Annotated in this window: 16 protein-coding genes; 8 read left to right on the forward strand and 8 right to left on the reverse strand. The window is 62.1% G+C overall.

The window, feature by feature from the left end:
- Window positions 1-4 precede the first annotated feature (4 nt).
- The 6 genes from sucD to recA all read right to left on the reverse strand — a co-directional run bounded on the left by sucD (window position 5) and on the right by recA (window position 6373).
- Window positions 5-886 (reverse strand): succinate--CoA ligase subunit alpha, encoded by an 882-nt coding sequence (sucD, locus tag IGS61_RS07875; protein ID WP_034746085.1) that lies wholly within the window; start codon window positions 884-886, stop codon window positions 5-7.
- Between the two features lie 13 nt (window positions 887-899).
- Window positions 900-2069 carry an ADP-forming succinate--CoA ligase subunit beta gene (sucC, locus tag IGS61_RS07880; protein ID WP_230539079.1) on the reverse strand — a complete coding sequence of 390 codons (1170 nt, stop codon included), beginning with the start codon at window positions 2067-2069 and terminating at the stop codon, window positions 900-902.
- A 75-nt stretch (window positions 2070-2144) separates the two neighbouring features.
- Window positions 2145-2705 carry a DUF2889 domain-containing protein gene (locus IGS61_RS07885; RefSeq protein WP_230539080.1) on the reverse strand — a complete coding sequence of 187 codons (561 nt, stop codon included), beginning with the start codon at window positions 2703-2705 and terminating at the stop codon, window positions 2145-2147.
- Between the two features lie 279 nt (window positions 2706-2984).
- Window positions 2985-4523 carry a methyltransferase regulatory domain-containing protein gene (locus tag IGS61_RS07890; RefSeq protein WP_230539081.1) on the reverse strand — a complete coding sequence of 513 codons (1539 nt, stop codon included), beginning with the start codon at window positions 4521-4523 and terminating at the stop codon, window positions 2985-2987.
- A 155-nt stretch (window positions 4524-4678) separates the two neighbouring features.
- Window positions 4679-5134: a recombination regulator RecX gene (recX, locus tag IGS61_RS07895; protein ID WP_034788658.1), complete on the reverse strand. Its 456-nt coding sequence runs from the start codon at window positions 5132-5134 to the stop codon at window positions 4679-4681.
- 135 nt (window positions 5135-5269) lie between these two features.
- Complete coding sequence (recA, locus tag IGS61_RS07900; protein WP_230539082.1) at window positions 5270-6373, reverse strand: recombinase RecA; 1104 nt, start codon at window positions 6371-6373, stop codon at window positions 5270-5272.
- A 241-nt stretch (window positions 6374-6614) separates the two neighbouring features.
- On the opposite strand from recA, the gene IGS61_RS07905 reads away from it, so the two are divergent.
- The 5 genes from IGS61_RS07905 to IGS61_RS07925 all read left to right on the forward strand — a co-directional run bounded on the left by IGS61_RS07905 (window position 6615) and on the right by IGS61_RS07925 (window position 12556).
- On the forward strand, window positions 6615-7349 hold the full coding sequence (locus tag IGS61_RS07905) for a response regulator (protein WP_230539083.1): 735 nt from the start codon (window positions 6615-6617) through the stop codon (window positions 7347-7349).
- Window positions 7346-8884 carry a sensor histidine kinase gene (locus IGS61_RS07910; protein ID WP_230539084.1) on the forward strand — a complete coding sequence of 513 codons (1539 nt, stop codon included), beginning with the start codon at window positions 7346-7348 and terminating at the stop codon, window positions 8882-8884. Before IGS61_RS07905 ends, IGS61_RS07910 begins: the two co-directional genes overlap by 4 nt.
- The gene (locus IGS61_RS07915; protein WP_230539085.1) at window positions 8877-9191 is read left to right on the forward strand and encodes a DUF4212 domain-containing protein; all 315 of its coding nucleotides are present in this window, start codon (window positions 8877-8879) and stop codon (window positions 9189-9191) included. The genes IGS61_RS07910 and IGS61_RS07915 overlap by 8 nt, the downstream gene beginning before the upstream one ends.
- Window positions 9188-11236, forward strand: a complete 2049-nt coding sequence (locus IGS61_RS07920) for a sodium:solute symporter family protein (RefSeq protein WP_230539086.1) — start codon at window positions 9188-9190, stop codon at window positions 11234-11236. The genes IGS61_RS07915 and IGS61_RS07920 overlap by 4 nt, the downstream gene beginning before the upstream one ends.
- Window positions 11237-11341: 105 nt before the next feature.
- Entirely contained in the window at window positions 11342-12556 is a 1215-nt protein-coding gene (locus IGS61_RS07925; protein WP_230539087.1) for a 6-phosphofructokinase, read from the forward strand.
- On the opposite strand, the gene IGS61_RS07930 is transcribed toward IGS61_RS07925, so the two are convergent.
- Complete coding sequence (locus tag IGS61_RS07930) at window positions 12553-13401, reverse strand: IclR family transcriptional regulator (RefSeq protein WP_230539088.1); 849 nt, start codon at window positions 13399-13401, stop codon at window positions 12553-12555. The two genes, IGS61_RS07925 and IGS61_RS07930, sit on opposite strands and share 4 nt — an antisense overlap.
- A gap of 163 nt (window positions 13402-13564) precedes the next feature.
- On the opposite strand from IGS61_RS07930, the gene IGS61_RS07935 reads away from it, so the two are divergent.
- Entirely contained in the window at window positions 13565-15181 is a 1617-nt protein-coding gene (locus IGS61_RS07935; RefSeq protein ID WP_230539089.1) for a GMC family oxidoreductase, read from the forward strand.
- A 124-nt stretch (window positions 15182-15305) separates the two neighbouring features.
- Entirely contained in the window at window positions 15306-16637 is a 1332-nt protein-coding gene (locus tag IGS61_RS07940) for an MFS transporter (protein WP_230539090.1), read from the forward strand.
- A gap of 72 nt (window positions 16638-16709) precedes the next feature.
- Here the strand turns inward: IGS61_RS07940 and purM are convergent, their stop codons facing one another.
- Complete coding sequence (gene purM, locus IGS61_RS07945) at window positions 16710-17753, reverse strand: phosphoribosylformylglycinamidine cyclo-ligase (protein ID WP_034746051.1); 1044 nt, start codon at window positions 17751-17753, stop codon at window positions 16710-16712.
- 188 nt (window positions 17754-17941) lie between these two features.
- On the opposite strand from purM, the gene IGS61_RS07950 reads away from it, so the two are divergent.
- Window positions 17942-19024 (forward strand): AI-2E family transporter, encoded by a 1083-nt coding sequence (locus IGS61_RS07950; protein ID WP_230539091.1) that lies wholly within the window; start codon window positions 17942-17944, stop codon window positions 19022-19024.
- Window positions 19025-19090 lie beyond the last annotated feature (66 nt).

A 19090-nucleotide genomic window follows, 5' to 3' on the forward strand; every position in this document is an offset into this window, starting at 1 on the left:
GAAATTACAGCATGGCTTTCAGCAGACGCGCCATTTCCGACGGGTTTTTGGTCACGGTGATGCCGCAAGCTTCCATGATTTCCAGCTTGGCTTGCGCCGTATCGGCACCGCCCGAGATCAGCGCGCCGGCGTGGCCCATGCGCTTGCCTGGAGGAGCCGTCACGCCAGCGATGAAGCCGACGACCGGTTTTTTCATGTTGTCTTTGATCCAATAAGCCGCGTTGGCTTCGTCCGGACCGCCGATTTCGCCGATCATGATGACCGCGTCGGTATCCGGATCGTCATTGAACATCTTCATGATGTCGATGTGCTTCAGACCGTTGATCGGGTCGCCGCCGATGCCGACTGCCGACGATTGGCCCAGGCCCAGTGCGGTCAGCTGACCCACTGCTTCATAGGTCAGGGTGCCCGAACGCGAAACCACGCCGATACGGCCCTTCTTGTGGATGTGGCCTGGCATGATGCCGATCTTGATTTCGTCTGGCGTGATCAAGCCTGGGCAGTTAGGGCCCAGCAGCAAGGTTTTGCTGTTGGCTTTAGCCATGCGGTCTTTCAGGGCCATCATGTCACGGACAGGAATGCCTTCGGTGATGCAAATGGCCAGATCCATTTCAGCTTCGACAGCTTCCCAGATCGCCGCTGCCGCGCCTGCTGGCGGCACGTAGATCACGGAAACGTTGGCGCCGGTTTCTTTTTTCGCTTCGGTAACGTTAGCGAAAATTGGAATGCCTTCGAAATCTTCGCCGGCTTTCTTCGGGTTCACGCCTGCCACGAAGGCAGCTTTGCCGTTCGCGTAGTCGCGGCAACCGCGGGTGTGGAACTGGCCGGTCTTGCCGGTGATCCCTTGGGTAACGACTTTGGTATCTTTATTGATCAGAATGGACATGTTGATTCCTTAATTAAGCTTGACCGGCAGCAGCGGCAACGACGCTCTTGGCTGCATCTTCCATGGTGTCGGCTGCGATGATAGGCAGACCGGAATCGGCCAGCATCTTTTTGCCCAGGTCTTCGTTGGTGCCCTTCATGCGCACCACCAGCGGTACGTTCAGCGAGACGGCTTTCACCGCGGCGATAACGCCTTCGGCGATCACGTCGCAACGCATGATGCCGCCGAAAATGTTCACCAGGATGGCTTTCAGGCCTGGGTTTTTCAGCATGATCTTGAACGCTTCGGTCACTTTTTCTGCCGTGGCGCCGCCGCCGACGTCCAGGAAGTTGGCTGGCTCGCCGCCGAACAGTTTAATCGTGTCCATGGTGGCCATGGCCAGGCCGGCGCCGTTCACCAGGCAACCGATGTTGCCGTCGAGCGAAATGTAGGCCAGGTCGAATTTCGACGCTTCGATTTCAGCTGGATCTTCTTCGTCCAGGTCGCGCAGGGCGACGATTTCCGGATGACGGAACAGGGCGTTCGGGTCAAAGTTGAACTTGGCGTCCAGGGCGATGACCTTGCCGCTGCCGGTAACGATCAGCGGGTTGATTTCGGCCAGCGAGCAGTCGGTTTCCCAGTAGGCTTTGTACAGGCCTTGCAGGTTGACGCGGGCGTCGGCGATGGAGCCGGCAGGCACGCCGATCTTGGCGGCGATGTCGTCTGCCTGGGCATCGGTCAGGCCCGTGCCCGGATCGATGGTCACGTGGTGGATTTTCTCAGGGTGGCTCTCGGCCACTTCTTCGATGTCCATGCCGCCTTCGGACGACGCCATCAGGACGATTTTCTGGGTAACGCGGTCGGTGACCAGCGAAACGTACAGTTCTTGCTTGATGTCGGCGCCTTCTTCCACCAGCAGGCGGTTGACTTTCTGGCCTTCGGCGCTGGTCTGATGCGTGATCAGCTGCATGCCCATGATCTGGTCAGCGTATTCCTTGACCTGTTCCATCGATTTTGCCACTTTCACGCCGCCGCCCTTGCCGCGGCCACCTGCGTGGATCTGCGCCTTGACAACCCATACCGGGCCGCCCAGGGTTTCCGCAGCCTTGACGGCTTCTTCGACGGACATGCACGGAATACCGCGTGGTACCGTCACTCCGTGCTGCCGGAGGATTTCTTTGGCTTGATACTCATGGATTTTCATGCTGGCTTCCCTTCTGATACTGATGTGTAAAAATACGGTTAGTGGTGCAAAAAAACAGGAAATACAGCGCCGGGGTCACGCTTTGGCTACCCAGCGCGGGTAATACTGTGCAACCGCCCCGCCATCGGTGCGCAGGGCGTGGCATTTGTCGAGTTGAAACGGCTTTTCATGCGATAAGTCAGCATTCGCACCGTCACGGGTCGACCAGACATCGCCGGCAAATGCCTGAACCGTCGCAGTCGGCAAGACTTGCGCCAGTTCGGTCAAATGGGTACAGCCGGCGATTCCCGCCAGGCGCTGTTTCAAGTCGCGGCGGAAATTCTTCAATAAATTCAGACCGATCAGCGCCCTGTAAGCGGGCCCGATGGTATCGCAAAAACCGGGATAGGGCACGGCATCGGAGGCAGCTTCGGCCTCGACGATGGTCAGTTCGCGATCGACGGTAATACGCAAGTGGAGGTCATGCAGAGGGGCGCCGGCGGGACGCGGGCCAGAGGCCAGGGTCGCGTCATAGCTTTTGATATCGGTGATATGGGCGTCAATATCCCACAGGCCGTCGTCGCGCATATACGCTTGGACGTCGATAACGCGGGAGTGCCGTAGGGCGCGCCGGGATACGGGAGTTGACAGGGGCATAAGACCGATGCCGCTTGCGCGGCCATAATTAGTAAGCAGCCATGTGCCTAAAGCACTCTGTTCGCAGCTTCTACGAACAGCAACCGCACCTGCGGCGCCGCAAAAACCCTAAAAGTGTAGCACACAGGGCGCTAGTTGCGCCGCAACATAATTTTTTATTGGTCTTGCCGCCTGCAACAAACCATCAATGAAAACCGCAAAATGAATGACAAACATTCACAATTCAAATAACTTGGGAGACAGGCATGCCGGCGGCGTCAACCTGGCCGCCGCCACGCCTCAGTCAGTCACACCCAGCGCGCGCAATACGGGCAAGGTGCGCGCATAAAAATGCTGCACGTGCGCCAGCAGTTCGGCCAGGTTTTCCTCTTCCGTCAACAAGGGCTGCTCGTCCCGCGTCAATAGCTGGTTCAGGCGCAGCAGCACAGGCCACGTCGCACGCACCCATTCTTGCGGGGCTTGCCAACCTTGCAGTTTCGCCCACAGGAATAGCTGTTGTAAATGCGATACAGCCACGCCGCTGCCCGTCATGGGACTGGCAAGGATGGTCAAATCAGTTCTTGCCAGTGCCTGTTCCAGCAGGTGCGCATTCAGGCGCGCCGTCTGCGGGCGCGCCACGGCGATGTCGGCCTCGTCCTGGACGGCCAGCACGCTGCCCTTGCTGATCAAGATCAACATGATCTGCAACAAGGCGGCCAGGCTGGCTTCTGTGCCAGCCAATTGCTGCTCCAGCTCACCTATCGTGTACACGCGATGGTCAGCCATGGCATCGAGCACGGGTGCATACACGCGCTCGTCCATATCGGCGTCGCCCAGCACGCCATGCACGCTCAACACCACCTCGTCGCGCGGCACGGCCAGCATCACGCGCACGGCCCGCAAGGCGCTGGCCTGGGCGAACGGCGTGAGCGTGCGTGCACCCTTGACCCAGTAATCCTTGCGGAACTGCTCGTTGACGAGAAAGGCCCGCGTCGTCTCACGAAAGATGGGATCTGGTATCTCGGCCAGGAACTGCTGGTGCTCGGCCGTAAGGTTCAGCATGTCGACCAGGGCGGTATAGGTAGCGGATGCGGCAAACTCGAGCTTGGCCTCGCCCAGCATGGCCGCAACGCTGGAAAAGGCCATCGGCTGCCAGTCGGCATTGAAATATTCGTGGGCAAGATAATGCCCATCCATCGTCTTGAGCTTTTCGAAGCGTTCCGCCAAATGCGGGTTGGCCTCCAGGTAACGCGGTTGCGCGGCGATCATCCTGCCGACAAAATCGATGGCGCCATCGACTCTGGCCAGCACGCCCTGGCCCGGGGCACTCATGACGCGGCTATGCTCCGCCATCAGGTCGCGCATCGGCATCATTGCAGCCCAGCCTGGCTGCGTGTTGTAACTGATGTAGACGACACCGCCCACTTTCAGTTTGCGCCGCAGAAAATCGACGATCAGGGCGCGATTTTCCGCCGAGATCCAGCTCCAGATCCCATGCAAGCAGATAAAGTCGAAATCGGGCAAGTCGTCGCGGCGACAAAACTGCGCGAACGATTCGTCCGTCAACTGCGCGCCAGCGCCAGCCGCGCCGGCCAGCTCCTGCGCGAAGGCGGCCTGGGATGCATTGAAATCATTGCCATGCCAGCGCGTGGCGGACGCCGCCGCATGGATATTGGCGCTGATGCCCTGGCCAAAGCCCAGTTCGCAAGCCGTGCCGCTGGCCGGCAAGGCAAGGCCGGCGGCCAGCAGGGGTAGCCGCAGGCGCAGAGGATTCAATTCTTCGTAATAGCCATAGGTATAGGCGATTTCGGCCACATAGCCGGCATTCCAGTTGCTCATCTTACATCCTGTCACGATCAGTGGTGCTGCGCGCATCGCACAGCGTTCGAGCGCCAGCATACCCGATCGCGCGGCGTCACCATACTGGAATCAGACGACGTTTGAAAGCGCAGTTCCTGGCGGCGCGGCGTGGCGGCCGGCCAGCCCTGGATGACCTATTCCTCGTCGGGATCCAGCCCCTTCAAGGCTACCTGCACGGCGCGCTGCGAAAAGCCGCGCTGCATCAAAAACCGCATCTGCTTGTTGCGCTGCTCGGCATCCTGCGCCACCTGGCCAAACTTGCGGCGCCACACCTCGCAGGCGCGCGCCACTTCCCCTTCGGCCAGACCCGCCTTGAGTTCCTGCAATGCCTCACCGCCTATGCCATGGCTTTGCAGTTCCGCCATGATGCGGCTATTGCCAAAGCGGGCCGAGCGGCGGTGGATCAGCGACTCGGAAAAGCGCTCCTGCGACAGCCAGTTGGCTTGCTCCAGGCTGTCGAGCAAGGCTTCCACGTCATCGCCCTCCTGCGCATGGCGCTGCAGCTTGCGCCGCAATTCCATGCGGCTGTGTTCGCGCATCGACAAAAAGCGTAGCGCCCTGCCTTTCAGGCTTAGTTGTACTGCGGCCATACCCCCACCTTGTCTTTCATTCCACGATCACATCACCCAAACACAATCGCCGCCCGGCGCAACAGCGCGGGACGGCGATCATGGTCACACCTTGCCAGCCGCCATCCGCAAGCGCGAATGGTGGCTGACGGCAGCTTACTCGGCGGCTTTGGCTTCCGCCTTGGCAGCCTTGTCAGCGGCTTTATCCGCTTTTTCCGGCTTTTCAGCAGCCAGCGGCGGCAGTTCGCGCACGCCCAGCGAAGCGCGGACCTTGTTTTCGATCTCGCGGGCCAGCGCCGGACGCTCTTGCAGGAAGGCGCGGGCGTTGTCCTTGCCCTGGCCGATGCGTTCGCCGTTGTAGCTGTACCACGAACCGGATTTTTCCACGATCTTGGCATCCGAACCCAGATCCAGGATTTCGCCTTCGCGCGAGGTGCCGGCGCCGTACAGGATGTCGAAGTGCGCTTCCTTGAACGGTGGCGCGATCTTGTTCTTGACGACCTTGACCTTGGTTTCGTTGCCGATCACTTCATCGCCGGACTTGATCGAGCCCGTGCGGCGGATATCCAGGCGCACGGAAGCGTAGAATTTCAGCGCATTGCCGCCCGTGGTCGTTTCCGGGCTGCCGAACATCACGCCGATCTTCATGCGGATCTGGTTGATGAAGATGACCAGGGTATTCGTGCGGTTGATGGAGCCGGTCAGCTTGCGCAGCGCTTGCGACATCAGACGCGCTTGCAAACCTGGCAGGGAATCGCCCATGTCGCCTTCGATCTCGGCGCGTGGCGTCAGTGCGGCCACGGAGTCGATGACGACCAGGTCGACGCTGCCCGAACGCACGAGGGCGTCGCAGATTTCCAGTGCCTGCTCGCCCGTGTCCGGTTGCGAGATCAGCAATTCATGCAGGTTCACGCCCAGCTTTTGCGCGTAACCGACATCGAGCGCGTGCTCGGCATCGATAAAGGCGCAGGTGCCGCCCAGTTTTTGCATTTCGGCGATGGTTTGCAGGGTCAGCGTGGTTTTACCCGACGATTCCGGACCGTAGATCTCCACCACGCGGCCGCGCGGCAAGCCGCCCACGCCCAGCGCGATATCGAGGCCGAGCGAACCGGTCGACACGACTTGCACTTCTTCGATCGGTGCGCTGGCATCCATGCGCATGACCGAACCTTTGCCAAACTGCTTCTCGATCTGCGCCAGTGCGGCGGCGAGCGCCTTGGCTTTTTCCGATGCGGGTACTACAGCTTTTTTATCGTCCATATGTTCTTTCAGCCGTTCTACAGGTGCGGATTCAGTGGAATCCGGCAGCCTGCGATAGCGCCAGTGGGTTAAATTCTTTACACAGACAGTACTGTATAAAAAAACAGTGATCAATGCAAGCGGAACGTGGATTTGTTTTGAAACAGATCAATACAAGCCTGGTTTCTCACAAAAACTCGCCACCTTGCGGGAAATGAAACACAATACAAACTTCTACCGCCGCAAGCATAGGAAGTGCACCATGCGTATTTTACTTGCCGAAGATGACAGCGTGCTGGCCGATGGCCTGACCCGCTCGCTGCGCCAGTCCGGTTATGCGATCGACTACGTCAAGACCGGCCAGGAAGCCGATACGGCCCTGTCCACCCAGGAATTCGACCTGCTGATCCTCGACCTGGGCCTGCCGAAGATGTCCGGCCTGGAAGTGCTGCGCCGCCTGCGCGCGCGCGCCTCGCTGTTGCCCGTGCTGATCCTGACGGCCGCCGATTCCATCGAACAACGCGTGAATGGCCTCGACCTCGGTGCCGATGATTATATGGCCAAGCCGTTCGCCCTGTCGGAACTGGAGGCAAGAGTGCGCGCCCTGACGCGCCGCGGCGCCGGCGGCGGCGCCACCATCATCAAGCACGGCCCCCTCAGCTATGACCAGGTGGGGCGCAGCGCCTACATCAACGACCAGATGCTCGACTTGTCCGCGCGCGAACTGGGTTTGCTGGAAATCCTGCTGGGCCGCACGGGCCGCCTCGTTTCAAAAGAGCAACTAGTCGACCACCTGTGCGAATGGGGCGAGGAAGTGTCGAACAATGCCATCGAAGTATATGTGCACCGCCTGCGCAAGAAGATCGAAGTGGGCGGCGTGCGCATCGCCACCGTGCGCGGCCTCGGCTATTGCCTGGAAAAATACTCGGAAGCGGCGCGCCTGCAAGCCGAAGCGGGCGAGGCGGCAAGCCCGGCCAACGGCCCCGCCAGCAAGTGAAGGCGCGCGAGGCGCCAGCGGACGAGGCGGACGACGACGACTGGTTCGAACCGCCCACCACGGAGCAGGATGACACCATCGAGCACTCGCTGTTTGGCGAAATCCTCGACTGGATGCTGGCGCCCCTGCTGCTGCTGTGGCCGATGAGCATCGCCATCACCTATCTGGTGGCCAAGGGCATCGCCAATCAGCCGTTCGACCATGCGCTGGAAGACAGCGTCACGGTGCTGACGCAACAGGTCAAGCAGGCCGATGGCGCGCTGCTGCGCCGCGTGCCGGACAAGAACAGCAATAACAAGGGCCGCGACTTCCTGCGCGGCGACGATATCGACACCCTGTATTACCTGGTGGTGGGCCCGCGCGGCGAACACCTCGACGGCGACCGCGACTTGCCGCCGCCGCAAGACCCCGACAAATACCGCAGCGGCATGGTGCTGTTTCGCAACGACACCATCCACGGCGCGCCAGTGCGCGTGGCGTTCAGCTATCTCGACATTCCTGGCGGTAGCGACGACGACGCGCACCGCGCGCTGGTGCAAGTGGCCGAGACGCTGGAAAAGCGCGCCCAGCTGGCCAATGAAATCATCAAGGGCGTGATTTTGCCGCAGTTCATCATCCTGCCCGTGATCCTGGCCCTGGTCTGGTTTGCCCTGGCGCGCGGTCTGTCGCCGCTGGCGCAATTGCAGGAACGCATACGCGCCCGGCCGCCCGACGATTTATCTCCCATCGAATCGGGGCAAGTGCCCGAGGAAATCACGCCGCTGGTCGGTTCGCTCAACGAGATGCTGGCGCGCCTGTCGCTGTCGATCGACATGCAGAAACGCTTCATCGCCGATGCGGCGCACCAGATGAAGACGCCGCTGGCCGGCATGCGCATGCAATCGGAGCTGGCCCTGCGCCAGACCGACCACGATGAGATCCACCGCTCGCTGCTGCAGCTGGCGAAAAGCTCGGAAGCGGCCACGCGCCTGGTCAACCAGCTGCTGGCCCTGGCGCGCGCGGAAAACCAGCCGCAGGCGGGCACGGCCTTCGAGCCGATCGAGCTGAGCGAACTGGCGCGCGGCGTGGTGCAGGACTGGGTGCAAGCCTCGTTTGCCCAGCATATCGACCTGGGCTTCGAACAGCCCGCGTATTCAATCATGATTTCCGGCAATGCCATGATGCTGCGCGAGCTGCTGAGCAATCTGATCGACAATGCCCTGCGCTACACGCCGGCCGGCGGCAGCGTCACGGTGCGCGTGCGCAGCACCCTGGAACTGGCCATCCTGGAAGTGGAAGACACGGGCCCCGGCATTGCGCCGGCCGAGCGGGCCCACGTGTTCGAACGCTTTTACCGCATTCTTGGCAGCAATGTCGACGGTAGCGGCCTGGGCCTGGCCATCGTGCGCGAGATTGCCCAGCAGCATGGCGCCGAAGTCGATATTTTTAACAATCCGCGCGCCACTTCGCCCAAGCTGCCAGGCACCCTGCTGCGCCTGAGCATCGCCCTGCTGTTGCCGGAAGCGCCAGAAGAGGACGACATCACGTATGGATAAGCCCAGCCTTCCCGCGGCGCCGCTGCAGCCGGCGCGCTCGCCCGGCCCCGAGCTGCAGGCGCGCCGCGACGCCCACTGGCGCAAGACGCGGCGGCTGACGGCCATCCTGCTGCTGGTCTGGCTGCTGACGGGCTTCCTGACCGTGTTCTATGCGCGCGAGCTGTTGCACCTGAACCTGTTCGGCTGGCCCCTGCCCTTCTATATGGCGGCCCAGGGCGCCTCGCTCGTCTACCTGGCCATCATCGCCTTGTATGCCTGGCGCATGCGGCGCCTGGACCGGGAATTCCATGCCGAGGAGCAAGCATGAGCGGCCAGCGCAGTTTCTTCGCCCGGCTGAGCCGCTACTACCTGCTGTTTACCGCCGGTTTCGCCGCCTTCCTGCTGGCCCTGTCAGTGCTGGAACAGGAAGGCATGCCGCGCGCGTGGATCGGCTACCTGTTCATGCTCGTCACCATCACCCTGTACGCCACCATCGGCGTCATCAGCCGCACCTCGAACGTCACCGAATACTATGTGGCGGGGCGCCGGGTGCCGGCCATGTTCAACGGCATGGCCACGGCCGCCGACTGGATTTCGGCGGCCAGCTTCATCAGCCTGGCCGGTGGCCTGTACCTGAACGGCTTCGACGGCCTGGCCTTCATCATGGGCTGGACGGGCGGCTATTGCCTGGTGGCACTCCTGATCGCGCCCTACCTGCGCAAGTTCAGCCAGTACACGATTCCCGATTTCCTCGCCGCCCGCTACGGCAGCGGCACCGACAAGCGGGGCGCCAGCGTGCGCGTGGTGGCCGTGGCCGCCACCATCATCGTGTCGTTCACCTATGTGGTGGCGCAGATCTACGCCGTCGGCCTGATCGCCTCGCGCTTCACGGGCGTGGATTTTTCCGTCGGCATCTTCCTGGGCCTGGCCAGCATCCTCGTCTGCTCCTTTCTGGGCGGCATGCGCGCCATCACCTGGACGCAGGTGGCGCAGTACATCATCATCCTCGTCGCCTTTCTGATTCCCGCCATGTGGCTGTCGGTCAAGCACGCCGACAATCCCGTGCCGCAGATCGCCTACGGCAAGGTGTTGCCGCAACTGAGCGCGCGCGAACACGTGCTGGAAACGGACCCGAAAGAAAACGAAGTGCGCGCCATCTTCCGCCAGCGCGCGCAAAGCTATCAGGCGCGCATCGACGGCTTGCCTGGTTCCTGGGAGCAAGGCCGCCTGACGGCCCAGCGCCAGCTCGATAGTTTGCGCCAGCGCAATACCTCGCTGTTCGACATCCGCAACGCGGAGCGCTACCTGATCGCCTATCCCAAGAGCCCAGACGAGGCACGCGTGCTGTGGCAGGCGATGCAGGCGCAAAACCAGAAACGCGCCGAGCCGATCATTCCGCACGCGCAGCCGTTTCCCGCCGCCGACCGCGAGCAATCGGACATCAAACGCAACAATTTCCTGGCCCTCGTGTTTTGCATGATGCTGGGCACGGCCGCCCTGCCGCATATCCTGATGCGATCGTACACCACGCCGTCCGTGCACGAAACGCGCGTGTCCGTGTTCTGGACCCTGTTCTTCATCTTGTTGATCTACCTCACGATTCCCGCGCTGGCCGTGCTGGTCAAGTACGATATTTACTCGGCCCTGGTCGGCACGCAATACGCGAACCTGCCCACCTGGGTGTCGTACTGGGCCAACGTGGACAAGCTCAGCCCCCTGATCAGCATCGTCGACGTCAACCGCGACGGCATCGTGCAACTGGCGGAAATTTCCATCGATGCCGACGTGCTGGTGCTGGCCACGCCCGAGATCGCCGGCCTGCCCTACGTGATTTCCGGCCTGGTGGCGGCCGGTGGCTTGGCCGCCGCCCTGTCGACGGCCGATGGCTTGCTGCTGGCCATTTCCAACGCCCTGTCGCACGACGTCTATTACAAGGTGGTCGATCCCAGCGCGTCGACGCAAAAGCGCGTGACGATTTCCAAGTTGCTGCTGCTGGCCGTGGCCTTCATCGCCGCCTATGCCGCCTCGCAAAAGCCGGCCGACATCCTGTCGCTGGTGGGCGTGGCCTTTTCACTGGCCGCCTCGACCCTGTTCCCGCCGCTGGTGCTCGGTGTCTTCTGGCAACGCGCCAATTACCAGGGGGCACTGGCCGGCATGCTGACGGGCTTTGGCGTCTGCCTGTACTACATGCTGCATACGAGCACCATGCTGGGAGGCAATGCCAGCGGCCAATGGTTTCACATTGCGCCTATTTCCGCCGGCATCTTCGGCGTGCCGGCCGGCCTGGCCGCCGCCGTGCTGGTCAGCTGGCTGACGCCGGCGCCGGGACGGCGCAGCAGGGGACTGGTCGAACATATCCGGGCGCCGGAATGAATAGGCAGGCCCGCCAGATCAATTCCCCTTGCGGCCTAGGAAAAAGACAGCGCCCCGCTAAAAAAGGAGTAGTCTGGAGGGCCGTTTTACTTGCGAGGAGATCCCATGCCGTCTGGAAAAATTCTTGTTGCCCAGGGAGGCGGCCCCACCGCCGTCATCAACCAGTCGCTGGTGGGCGTGGTGCTTGAATCGCGGCGTTTCCAGCACGTCACGCGCGTGTACGGCGCCCTGCATGGCGTGCGCGGCATCGTCAATGAAGAGTTTGTTGATCTGACGCAGGAAACCAGCCATAACCTGGAACTGGTGGCCGCCACGCCCTCGTCGGCGCTCGGCTCCACGCGCGACAAGCCCGATATTGCCTACTGCCAGCAAATCTTCGAGGTGCTGCGCGCGCACGAGATCGAACACTTCTTTTACATCGGCGGCAACGACTCGTCCGACACGGTGCGCATTGTCAGCGAAGAAGCGCACAAGGCCGGCTATCCGCTGCGCTGCATCCACATCCCGAAAACCATCGACAACGACCTGGTGGGCAGCGACCACACGCCCGGCTTTCCCTCGGCCGCGCGCTTCGTCGCGCAAGCGTTCGCCGGCGCCAACCTCGACAACGCGGCCTTGCCCGGCGTCTACGTGGGCGTGGTGATGGGACGCCACGCGGGCTTTTTGACGGCCGCCTCGGCACTGGGCAAGAAGTTCCCCGACGACGGCCCGCACCTGATCTATCTGCCCGAGCGCGTCTTTGTCCTGGAACAATTCCTTGCCGACGTGAAGGCCACCTATGAAAAGTATGGCCGCTGCGTGATCGCCGTGTCGGAAGGCATCCACGACGCCTCGGGCGAACCGATCGCCAGCCTGCTGGCCAAGGAAGTGGAGCGCGATGCGCACGGCAATGTGCAATTGTCGGGCACGGGCGCGCTGGCCGACCTCCTGTGCGACGAAATCAAGGCCAAGCTCGGCATCAAGCGCGTGCGCGGCGATACCTTCGGCTATCTGCAGCGCTCCTTCATCGGCTGCGTCTCTGATGTAGATCAACGCGAAGCCCGCGAAGTGGGCGAAAAAGCCGTGCAGTTCGCCATGTGGGGCGACCGCGACGGCTCCGTCGCCATCAAGCGCACGGGCTTTTATTCCGTCGATTACGAACTGCTGCCGTTGACGGACGTGGCGGGCAAGACGCGCACCATGGAAGACGAATTCATCAGCGCCAGCGGCACGGATGTGACCGATGCTTTCAGGCTGTATCTGCGCCCGCTGCTGGGTTCAAGCATGCCCGATGCGTTCCGCCTCAGGGCGGCGAAAGTGGCGAAGGTCTTGAAACCCTAGCTGGACTCCGCCAGCAGCAGCGGCCGCAGTTTCACGGCCGCTTCTTTTAACTGCGGCACGTGCTGCAGCAGCTGCTCCACGGACTTTCGCGCCACGGGCGCGTGGCAGGCGACGGCCGCCACGATGCGCCCGTCGGCCGCGCAGATGGGCACGGCCACGGCCACCATGCCGTGCACGAATTCCTCGTCGTCGATGCCGATGCCCAACCGGGCGATGCGCACGATCTCGCGTTCCAGCAGCGCCGGGTCGGTGATGCTCTTCGGCGTGCGTGCCTGCAGGGTCAGCATGGCCAGCAATTCGCGCCGCTCCAGCAAGGTCATGTGCGCCAGGAATAATTTTCCGCTCGCCGTGCAATGCATGGGCGCGCGCGTGCCCAGCACCAGGTGCAGGCGCAGCGGTTCCTGCGTTTCCACCCGGTCCACATACACGATCGCATTGCCCTCGGGAATGGCCAGATTGCAGGTCTCGCCCGTGGCCGCCACCAGGCTGCCCAGGATGCTGCGGCTCACGCGGATCAGGGCATTGTTGCGCAGGGTCGCCAGCGCCAGGTTGGTGGACGCCGCCCCAGGCACATAGCCGCGTCCGACGGGCGTGCGCAGCACGTAACCGTGTTGCTCCAGGGTATCGAGCAAGCGCATCATGCTGGCCTTGGGCACCTGCATGCGCGCCGCCAGCTGCGACAGGGTCAAGGGCTGGCTGGCGCTGGCCAGGTGTTCGATCAGGCGCAGCACGCGCAAGCCCCGCGCCTCGTCGCCATGGCTGGCCGCCGTATTCGTCGCCACCGCGCCCCCCGCCGGGCTGTCTTCTTCGGCCTCGGCCTGCCGTTTTTGAAACGCATCATGCATGTTCTGTTTCACCTCTCGCGTATGCGGTGGTTTCCGCTTGTCCCGGTGCTGCACGTCTTTTATAAATGGAACCAGACGTTCCAAAAATAACCAATAAAGACCAGTGTATCGCAAAAAACGCCCGCCGAGGCGACGCGATACCGCAACGCAGGAGACAAGAGTAATGTTGCAAACACACTACGATTACATCGTGGTCGGCGCCGGTTCCGCCGGCTGCGTGCTGGCCAACCGCCTGTCGCACGACAGCAACAATCAGGTATTGCTGCTGGAAGCAGGCGGCAAGGACAACAATCCGTGGATACACGTGCCGGTCGGCTATTTCAAGACCATGCACGACCCCAGACTGGACTGGTGCTACCGCACGGAAGCGGACGCCGGCATCGCCGGACGCCAGCTGCAATGGCCGCGCGGCAAGGTGCTGGGCGGCTCCAGCTCGCTCAACGGCTTGCTGTACGTGCGGGGACAGAAGGAAGATTACGACCGCTGGGCCGAACTGGGCAATGCAGGCTGGAGCTATGCCGAGGTGTTGCCCTACTTCAAGAAATCGGAAGACCAGGAACGCGGTGCCAGCGACTACCACGGCGTGGGCGGCCCGTTAAAAGTGTCGGACCTGCGGCTGCGCCGCCCCATCGCCGAACACTTCATTGCCGGCGCCACGGAAAGCGGCATTCCCTTCAATGCCGACTACAACGGCGCCACGCAGGAGGGCGTCGGCTACTTCCAGCAGACGGCCAGCAAGGGCCTGCGCTGGAGTACGGCGAAAGCCTTCTTGCGGCCGGCCCGCAAGCGCGCCAACCTGCGCGTGGAAGTGCGCGCGCAAATCACGCGCGTGCTGTTCGAGGGCAAGCGCGCCGTCGGCATCGAGTTCCGGCAGGATGGCCAGTTGCGCCAGGCGCGCGCCAGCGGCGAAGTGATTTTATGCGCGGGCGCCATCGGCTCGCCGCAAATCCTGCAATGCTCGGGCGTGGGTCCGCGCGCCTTGCTCGAGCAAGTGGGCGTGCCGCTGGTGCACGACTTGCCCGGCGTGGGTCAGAACCTGCAAGACCATCTGCAAATCCGCCTCGTCTTCAAGACGCGGCTGAAAACCCTGAACGATGAAGTCAACAGCCTGTGGGGCAAGCTGTGGGTGGGCATGCAATATGTGTTTTCCCGCTCGGGGCCCTTGACCCTGGCGGCCAGCCAGGTGACGGTGTTTACCAGGTCGTCGCCCGAGGTGGAGCGGCCCGACATCCAGTTCCACATGCAGCCGCTGAGCGCCGACAAGCCGGGCGAAGGCGCGCATCCGTTTTCCGCCTTCACGTCGTCTGTGTGCCAGCTGCGCCCGCACAGCCGCGGCCACGTATCGATCAAGTCCGCCGACCCCCTCGCCTATCCGGGCATCTACCCGAACTACCTGTCCGACCCGCGCGACCAGCAGACGGCCGTTGCCGCCCTGCGCGTGGCGCGCAGGATCGCCGCAGCGCCGTCGCTGGCGCCGCACATCATTTCAGAGTTCGTGCCCGGTCCGCAGTTCGAGACGGATGCGCAGCTGCTGGAGGCGGCGCGGCGCTTCAGCCAGTCGATCTACCACCCGAGCGGCACCTGCAAGATGGGCCACGACGCCATGGCCGTCGTCGACGACCGCCTGCGCGTGCACGGCATGCAGAACCTGCGCGTGGTCGATGCGTCGATCATGCCGGAAATTGTCTCGGGCAATACGAACGCGCCCACCATCATGATCGCCGAAAAAGCGGCCGACATGATCCTGGCGGACGCCGTGCGGCTGCCGCAGGCGGCCTGACCCACCCATTCCATTTCCGGCAAGGAGGATGCCAGCGGCGGGCAGGCGGCCCCGCACATAATGACCCGGCGACAAGCCGAGCATCAAAAAATACATAATCGATATCGATTGGAGACTAGATATTATGGATAACAATCCGAACAATCCCAAAAAGGCCAAAGAGCTGCGGAAAGTCGTGATGGCCAGCGTGATCGGCGCCACCATCGAGTGGTATGACTTCTTTTTATACGGCGTCGTCGCCGGCATCGTGTTCAGCAAACTGTATTTCCCGGGCGGCGATCCGCTCGTCTCGACCATGCTGGCCTACGGCACCTTTGCCGTGGGCTTTCTGTCGCGTCCCATCGGCGGCGTAATCTTCGGCCACTTCGGCGACAAGATCGGCCGCAAGAGCATGCTGGTGATGACCCTGATGATCATGGGTATCTCCACTTTCCTGATCGGCGTGCTGCCGACCTACGACCACATCGGCTACTGGGCGCCGGGATTGCTGCTGTTCCTGCGCGTGCTGCAAGGCATCGGCCTTGGCGGCGAGTGGGGCGGCGCCGTGCTGATGGCGTATGAATATGCACCGCCCAAGGAGCGCGGCTTCTACGCCAGCCTGCCGCAGATCGGCCTGGCCATCGGCCTGTGCCTCGCTTCCGGCGTGGTGGCCATCCTGTCCTACAGCCTGACGGACGCGCAATTCCTGTCCTGGGGCTGGCGCGTGGCCTTCATCCTGTCGGCGGCCCTCGTCTTCATCGGCATGTGGATACGCCTGAACGTGATGGAAACGCCCGAGTTCCAGGCCGTCAAGGAAAAGAACGCGGAGACGCAGATCCCATTTTTCGACCTGCTGAAGCGCTATCCGGGCAATGTATTGAAGGGCATGGGCGCGCGCTACATCGACGGCGTGTTCTTCAATATCTTCGGCGTGTTTTCCATCACCTATCTGACCAACACCATCAAGATAGACCGCACGGAAGCGCTGATGGGCGTGATGGCGTCGGCCGTCGTGATGTGCTTTTGCATCCCCTTCTTTGGCCGCCTGTCGGACCGCATCGGCCGCAGCAAGGTGTTTTTCTGGGGCTCCTTGATCACGGGCGTGTCGTCGATTCCCGCCTTCTGGATCATGCTGCACCACGCCGACAATCCGCTGCTGCTGTGGTGTTCCGTGATCATCCCGCTTGGCGTGCTGTATTCGGCCGTGTACGGCCCGGAAGCGGCCCTGTTCTGCGACCTGTTCGACGCCAAGGTGCGCTACACGGGCATCTCCTTCGTGTACCAGTTCTCCGGCATCTTCGCCAGCGGCCTGACGCCCATCATCGCCACCTACCTGCTGAAAACGGGCAATGGCGAGCCATGGCACATCGTCGGCTACATCCTGTTCGCCTCCCTCGTCTCGGCCGTCAGCGTGGCCATGATCGGCAGGGGCGGTTCGCAGCCAGATGGGCGCATGAAGCCGGCGCACGCAAGGTAAGCGGTAAGATATCACGGCGTAAAAAAAGGCAGGCCTCTCGCGAGTGCCTGCCTTGTTTATTCAAGCGACAGCTTAGATGACGATGGTCTGATGCTCGTCGCCGTTACGGGCGCGGATGGTGCCGATGCGCGAGACGGTTTCGCCGGCTGCTTGCAGTTGCGCGATAGCGGCGTCCGCGTTTTCCTGCGAGACGATGACGGTCATGCCGATGCCGCAGTTGAAGACGCGGTGCATTTCGGCGTCAGCCACGCCGCCGTGCTGTTGCAGCCATGTGAACAGCGGCGGCATGGTCCATGCCTTCGAGTCCAGCTCGGCCACCAGGCCAGGCTGCAGCACGCGCGGGATATTTTCCACCAGGCCGCCACCGGTGATGTGCACCATGCCCTTCACTTCCATGGCATCCATCAGGGCCAGCAGTGGCTTGACGTAGATGCGCGTCGGTTGCATCAGCACGTCAGCGAGTTTACGGCCATGGAAGTCGCCTTCCAGGTCCGGTTTTGCCACTTCGATAATCTTGCGCACCAGCGAGTAACCATTCGAGTGCACGCCCGACGAGGCCAGACCCAGCACCACGTCGCCTGGGGCGATCTTGGTGCCGTCGATGATTTTCGATTTTTCCACGGCGCCGACGGCAAAACCTGCCAGGTCGTATTCGCCGGCCGGGTACATGCTCGGCATTTCCGCGGTTTCGCCGCCGATCAGCGCGCAACCGGCTTGTTCGCAACCCTGGGCGATGCCCTTGATGACGTCGGTGGCGATGGCCACGTCCAGCTTGCCGCAGGCAAAATAGTCGAGGAAGAAAAGCGGTTCGGCGCCTTGCACCAGGATGTCGTTAACGCTCATGGCGACCAGGTCGATGCCGACCGTGTCATGGCGGTTCAGTTCGAACGCCAGGCGCAATTTGGTGCCGACGCCGTCGGTGCCCGAGACCAGCACCGGTTCCTTGTACTTCTTGCTGATTTCAAACATGGCGCCAAAACCGCCCAGGCCGCCCATCACGCCTTCGCGCAAGGTGCGCTTGGCAAACGGCTTGATTGCTTCGACTAAAGCGTCGCCTGCGTCGATATCGACGCCAGCGTCACGGTAGGAAAGGGAAACATTAGAAGTCTGGTTCATGGTGTGGTGGCAGCGGAGGCGGTAAAATAGAAGGCGGATACCCGCCGGCACGCGCGCGCAAGCATGTTTTTCAACATCGTGCGGCAGGACGCCAGCGGGTGAATTCGGTCGATCAAGTCGCTATTTTATCAAACTGCCCCGCCATTTCGTAATTAACTGCCTTTTTTTAACGCAACAGCACAAACTACATGCCATTCGCCATCACCGCCGAGCAGAAGCAAACAGCATTTTGGATCGCGGTCTGGCTGGCATTCTTGCTGCTGCTCGTCAGCCTGGGTCCTATCCTGACGCCCTTCCTGGCCGCCGCCATCCTCGCTTATGTGCTCAATCCCGGCGTGGACCGATTGCAGCGCCTCCATTACAAGCGTTTTTACGTGCCCCGCCCGCTTGCCGTGCTGGTCGTCGTAGCGTTGTTTTTCCTCGCCATTACGGCGCTGGTGCTCATCGTCGTGCCCGTGCTGCAAAAGGAAATTCCCCTGCTGCAGGCGCAAATCCCGCAATTTCTGAGCAAGGCGAACGAGTTCCTCGCGCCGAAACTGCGCGACCTGGGCATCCGCGTGCGCCTGGACGGCACGGGCATCAAACGCATGCTGAGCCAGCAGATGGCCACCAGCGGCGATGAAATCTGGAGCACCGTGCTGGCCTCGGCGCGCATCGGCGGCACGGCCGTGCTGGGCTGGCTGGCCACCGTGGTGCTGATTCCCGTGGTGCTGTTCTACCTGTTGCTGGACTGGCATCCGATGCTGGCGCGCATCGCCGGCGCCGTGCCGCGCCGCTGGGTCGGCCGCACCGTGGGCATGGCGCAGGAAGTCGACACGCTGCTGGCGCAATACCTGCGCGGCCAGTTGCTCGTCATGCTGGTGCTGGCCACGTATTACTCGGTGGCGCTGGCCATCGCCGGTTTTGAAGTCGCATTGCCTGTGGGCATCATCACGGGCTTGCTCGTGTTCATCCCCTACCTGGGCTTCGGCCTGGGGTTGATGCTGGCGCTGATCGCCGCCCTGCTGCAGTTTGCCGACTGGAGCGGCGTCATCGCCGTGGCCGTCATCTATGGTTGCGGCCAGGTCATCGAAGGCTTTTTCCTCACGCCGCGCCTGGTCGGCGAGCGCATCGGCCTGAACCCGCTGGCCGTGATCTTCGCCTTATTGGCCTTCGGACAACTGTTCGGTTTCGTCGGCGTTTTGCTCGCCTTACCCGCTTCTGCCGTCCTGATGGTCGCTTTTAAGCATCTAAGACGCCACTACCTCTCCAGCAGCTTCTATAATACCTAGTAAAAGCGGATATCATATCAACCTAGCAATACCACGATGCACATGCAGTAATGAAAAACAGGACAA

Source organism: Janthinobacterium sp. FW305-129, from assembly GCF_020858115.1.
GTDB lineage: Bacteria > Pseudomonadota > Gammaproteobacteria > Burkholderiales > Burkholderiaceae_D > Janthinobacterium.